Genomic DNA, 5,664 nt, shown 5'->3' on the forward strand with positions numbered 1-5,664 from the left:
GCCCCCGCCCCACCGCTGGGCGCCCCGCACGCCCGGCACCGGCGCACCCCTGTACCGCCTCGTGGACTTCGCCGAAGGGCTGAAGTCGGCGGTACGGCCCGGCCTGGAAGCCGCACTGGAAGCGAGCGGCCTGCTCGACGCCTGGGTGTGCGCCGACGGCACCGTCCTCGACCCGGCCACGCGGGACACCCTCCTCGTCCCCACGGGTACGCCGCCTGCCGGACCCACGCTCGCCGAGGTGCTGCGCCCCGTCGCGGCGCCGGACAGCGGGGTGACGACCGAGCAGGTCGAAAGCGTGCTGGGGGCGGTAGCCCTGGTTGTGGGGGGAGTCACGGGCACGGCGGCGGACTCCGTGATCGGCACCGACGGCTCATGGAAGTTGGGCGTCGCCCACGGTCGTCACACCAAGCAGACCGCCGAGTACGTCGGTGCCGAGGTGCGCGCCGAGACCCGCCGCCGGGCGCTGGCCGAACTCGATCAGCAACTCACCGACGTACAGGGGAAGTTGGCCGAGCAGGAGAGCAACCTGCGGATCCTGACGGAGCACCGCACGAAGGTGGCCGACACCCTGAGCCATCCGCCCACGGCACGCCGGCTGACCGACGCATGGGCCCGCGCGGCCGAGGCCGAGCGCACCGCACAGGTGCTGGCCGGCCAGGCGTCCGCGGCCGCCCGCGAGGCGGAGCAGGCGCGCGCCCACGCGGTCGCTGCCCGGCGCGAGACCGAGGCGACCGCGAGCGCGAACGACCTCCCGGTCGACCCGACCGCCCTCGACTCCGTACGTCTCGCCCTGGACCGCCTCGGCACAGGCACGCAGCGACTGCGCGGACGGCTGCGCGCGATCGCTTCCTCCGCGGACGGCCACCGCCAGGGCCGCGAAGGCTACGAGCGCGCTCTGACGTCCTGCCGGGAAGCGGAGTCCGACTACGCCGAGCCGCTCGCCCGCCTGGACGCCGCCCGCCGCACGGTCCGGGGCCTGGAGGAGGCCCTGGGAGCGTCGGAGCAGGAGATCCTCGCCCGCGAGGACGAGGCCAAGCGCCGCCTGGACGCGGCAGGGCGCCAACTCCCCGGCATCCAGCGGGACATGAGCGCCGCACACGACGAACGCGTGCGCGCGGAGGAGGACGAGAGGGTACGGCGCGAGGCGCTGGCCACGCAGGAGGGCGAGGCGCTCGCGAGCGGCAGGCGACTGCGTACGGCGCTTTCCCTGCCGGGCGTGAGCAGGGGAGCGGGCCTCGACGTGCTGGCGGAGGGCGAGGCGAACTCCACGGAGGACGAGTCGGACTCCAAGGAGGACGACGCACACGACCGGACGGCCGACGCACACGACCGGACGGACGACGCACGCGACCGGACGGACGACGCACGCGACCGGACGGACGACGCACGTGAACGGACGGACGACGCACGTGAACGGACGGACGACGCACGCGAACGGACGGCCGACGCACGCGACCGTACAAAGGCGCTGCGCGGACTGGTCGAGTCCGTACGGAGCCTCCTGGACGGGGAGCGGCGCGACATCTCTGACACCACCCTCCTCAACCGTCATACGGAGCTGCGCGACCAGCTCTCCGGAGGCTACGACGCCACGCTCGAGGAACACGACGGCATCAAGGTCTGCCGCCTCGTCGACGACCACGGCCCGCACGACATCGCCGTGGTGGGCGAGCGCATCGCCGCCCAGGCGGCCGAGGCCCGCGAACGGCTGACGGACCGCGAGCGCGAAGTGTTCCAGCGTTTCCTGACGGGGGAGTTGGGCGACCACCTGTCCTCCCAGGTCCTGGCCGCAGGCGCCCTGGTGGCCGCCCTGAACGCCACCCTGTCCACGGTCCGTACGTCGCACGGCCTGGGCGTCACGCTCGACTGGAAGCTGGCCGACGGAGTGGAAGCGGACGTCAAGGCAGCCGTCGACCTCCTGCGCAGCCCGTCGGGCCTGCGCACCCGCGAACAGTCCGAGCAACTCCGTGACGTACTCCAGCGCCGCATCGAGGACGCCCGCCGCGCCGACCCGGGCGCGGGCTACGCGGCCCACCTGCGCACCGCCCTCGACTACCGCGACTGGTTCACCTTCACGCCCTGGGTCGTGAACGACGCCGCCCCTGGCAGCCGCCGCAAACTCTCCGGCCGCACGGGGCTCAGCCAGGGCGAGCAGCGCGTCCTCTCCTACCTGGCCCTCTTCGCCGCTGCTGCCGCCCACTTCACGAGCCTGGCGGGAACGGCCCCGCACGCACCCCGGTTGATTCTGTTGGACGACGCTTTCGCCAAGGTCGACGAGCCCACCCATGCCCGACTCGGCCGCATCCTGGTCGACCTGGACCTGGACTTCGTCCTCACCAGCGAACGCCTGATCGGCAACTGGCCCGACGTGCCGTCGCTGCACATTTACGAGTGCCTGCGCGACCCCCACGTACGAGGCGTGGCGACCCTCCACTACACGTGGAACGGACGGCAGCGGCGCCTGGTGTCGGTATGACGGAACCCCATGTGACGCAGCAGGGACCCGACGCCGACGCCGAGGCTGACGCCCTGGCGTTCCTCACCCGCCCAGGGCTCACCCGCCTCTGGACGGCCGCACGAGCGCGCCTGGAACGCAACGGCCTCCAGCCGACCGGCACGGTCAGGCTCCAGAACCTGGACGCGCAGGAGCGCGAGGCCCTGTCCCTCCTCCTCGCGAAACCGCTCACCGCCCCCACCGTCACCACCGCCACCATCCGCCTGACGGACCTGGACAGCCGCCTGCGCACCAGCGCGATCGGCCGAAGCCTGGCCGCGACGCTGGCCGAACTGGGCCCACCCCTGACCGACCGCCGTGCGGCCCGCGACGCGGCGGCGACGCAACGGGAAGGGCTGTGGTCCACGGCGGAGGCGACCCTCGCCGCCACCTCACTGTCGTCCCAGCCCTGGGCGGGCCGGTGGCTGGAGGAGACACGACGCGCCGGTACGGTCGCCCGCCAGGACCGGCACACCGCGGCCACGATCCTCACCCAGGCGATCCAGACCCTGGCAACGCTCTTCCCCGGCGCGGACGCGGAGCCCACCCCCGCCCTCTGGGGCCGCGGCGAACTGGCCACCCGTACCACCGGTTCGGCCCACGGCCTGGACGACGGCACCCTGCTCTCCCGCCTGGTCCTGCGCGGCATCGCCCTGGCGTCCGGTGCCGACTTCCCCGTCGACGCACCGGGCCGCCGGGCCCTGTGGCGCCTGGCCTCGGTCACTCCGGACGAGGTGTCCAGCACGGTGCTCACGTACGGACTGCGGCCGAGGGGCGGGACCTGGGGCGAGAGAGTCCTGCGCGAGCGGGCGGACCACGGCCTGGAAACCCACCTCACCCTGCGCGAACTGCGCGCGCTGCACCTGGAGTTGCCGGCCCACACCCGGGTCCACGTCTGCGAGAACCCGCGCGTGGTCGAAGCCGCGGCCGACGCCGGCTGCACCGCGGCCCTGATCTGCACCTCCGGCAGCGCGACGACGGTCGTCCTCACGCTGCTGGACGCACTGGCCGCCGCCGGATGTGCCTTCGCGTACCACGGTGACTTCGACTGGCCGGGCATCGCGCTGGCCAACCGTGTCGTGAATCGGTACGGGGCGGAGCCCTGGCGTATGCGGGCGGAGGACTACGAGTACCTCGCGACGCGCACACAGGTGCACGGCACACCGCAGCTCCTTCTCACCGGCCCGCGGATCGAGGCCACATGGGACCCGGAACTGTCCCCGACCATGAACGCTCTCGGAATCGCCTTGCACGAGGAGGCGGCGCTCGATCTGCTCCTGGAGGACCTCGGGTGACCGGTCACTGGCCACCGGCCACCGGTCACCGCCGACCGGTCACCGCCGTACTTGCCGTACTTCACGGGAGACGTGGCAAACCCCGTCGACCAGCGTCGCGTGCACGTCACAGCGCGCGGCGTGCGGACTCGCGGTAGCGGGCCAGGGCCTGGAGGGCATAGCCGTTGGCCGTGTGGTCGTGGCGGTAGAGGAGCTCCAGGAAGTAGACGCCGACCAGGCTGGGGCTCCACAGACCGTCGGCGTTGCGGTGTTCGATCAGCCAGCGTGCGCCGCGGACCAGCAGGGGATCGGCCGGGTCGGTGCCGGCCGCGACCAGGCCGAGCAGCGCCATGGACGTCTCCTCGACGGTTGACGGTCCGTCAGGCGGGGCCGTCCGGCCCCAACCCCCGTCCGGGTTCTGGTGGAGGCGGAGCCAGGAGACGCAGCGACGCGCGACCTCGGTGTGGCCCAGGCCGACGTCGCCGAGGGCGCGCAGCACCGACCCGGTACCGGTGACCCGTCCGACGTACCACTTGTTGTCGATCCCGCCATCTGCGCGCTGCACCCTCTTGAACCACTCATACGCCCTGACCAGGCGCGGGTCGCCCGGCGGGCAGGCGCCGGAGAGCCCGAGGGCGGAGACCGCCTCGGCGGACATCACCGCGCAGGGCCCGTAGAGCACCTTGGGCGAGCGGGCCTTGCCGACCATCGCGAACGAGGGGTCCAGGCTTGCGATCCGGCCGACGCGGGCGAAGCAACTCCACGAGCCGTCGTGGTTCTGCTGTCTCAGCAGCCAGTCCGCGCCGCGGCGCACCTGCGGGTCCCGTACGTCGTGGCCGGCTCCCGAAAGCGCCAGCACCGCGTCGGCCGTATTGCCGCTGTTGGGCCAGCCCGAGGGCAGCCCCCAGCCCCAGCCGCCGGACGGCGCGCCCGTCCAGATGAACTCCTCGTCCCGCTGGGCGCGGCGGATCCACGCGACGGCGTTCCCCACCCGGGGGTCGTCGGCCAGACCGGCGTGCTGCATACCCACGGTGATGAAATTGGTGGCATCCACCTCCAGATCCCGGGTCACCGACCACGCCCCCTCGGGCTTCACGGTCGCGCGGAAGTACTTCAGACAGTGCCGGACGATGTCCGGCCGCTGCCGGGCCAGCGCAAGACCGATCACCACGTTGGCGGACATCATCGGCGACTCGACGAATCCGCCGTCCGGCCCCTCGAAGCCGACCAGACCGTCCAGGTACTCGATGGCCCTGGGCGTCGCCGCCCGGTTGACGGCCGTCCGCGCCCAGCGCCGGTGCCCCGCGCCGCCCTCCGCCGGCGCGGCGCACATCAGGCCCCAGGCCATGGCGGTCGGCATCGCGAAGGTCAGCTTCCGGCGCAGCGGCCCGGGCAGCAGGGAAAGCTCGATCGGCACCCTGAGCAGGCCCTCCTCGCTCATCAGTCCGGCGAGCACCAGGTAGAAGTGGACGAGCACGGTCAGCGAGCACTTCTCGACGTCCCGTACGGCCTCCGCGCCACCGAACTCCTCCACCCGCCGCCAGCCGCGGCGGATGTTCCCGGCTGCCCGGTCCGGCGCCACCAGTGCCAGTGCGGCAACGGTGAGCGCGGTGCCGTTGAGGGTGGACTCGGTGTCGGCGTCGTCGCCCCAGCCGCCGTCCTCCTGCTGGGTCCGCAGCAGCCAGGAGACCCCGCGCTCGATGAGGTCGCGGCACCCCTCCGGGTCGGCCAGGTGCATCGCGATCAGTACGTCGGCGGTGGCCGGCGCGCTCGGTGACAGCCGGCCCTCCCAACTGCCGTCCGGGCGTTGCAGGGTGAACAGGGCGTCGGTGGTCCGGGCCAGGGCTCGGTCGAGATCGGCGAGTAGGACGTCGGGGATGTCGGGGGTGTCGGGGG

General features: G+C 73.0%; 3 protein-coding genes. 2 read left to right on the plus strand and 1 reads right to left on the minus strand.

Annotated features, from left to right (window positions below; genetic code table 11):
* On the plus strand, positions 1–2,476 hold a 2,476-nt coding region (locus G5C60_RS49075), incomplete at its 5' end, for an SbcC/MukB-like Walker B domain-containing protein (protein WP_277611497.1).
* Entirely contained in the window at positions 2,473–3,789 is a 1,317-nt protein-coding gene (locus tag G5C60_RS49080) for a TIGR02679 family protein (protein ID WP_165270535.1), read from the plus strand. The genes G5C60_RS49075 and G5C60_RS49080, both read left to right, overlap by 4 nt.
* A gap of 106 nt (positions 3,790–3,895) precedes the next feature.
* On the opposite strand, the gene G5C60_RS49085 is transcribed toward G5C60_RS49080, so the two are convergent.
* The coding region (locus G5C60_RS49085; RefSeq protein WP_165270537.1) for a prenyltransferase/squalene oxidase repeat-containing protein at positions 3,896–5,664 on the minus strand (1,769 nt) is incomplete at its 5' end.

The sequence above is a fragment of the Streptomyces scabichelini genome (assembly GCF_011045015.1).
In the GTDB taxonomy this organism is placed as follows: domain Bacteria; phylum Actinomycetota; class Actinomycetes; order Streptomycetales; family Streptomycetaceae; genus Streptomyces; species Streptomyces scabichelini.

Coding starts and splice junctions, on each gene's coding strand:
- G5C60_RS49080 (WP_165270535.1), top strand. CDS start 2,473: ATGACGGAACCCCATGTGACGCAGCAGGGACCCGACGCCGACGCCGAG.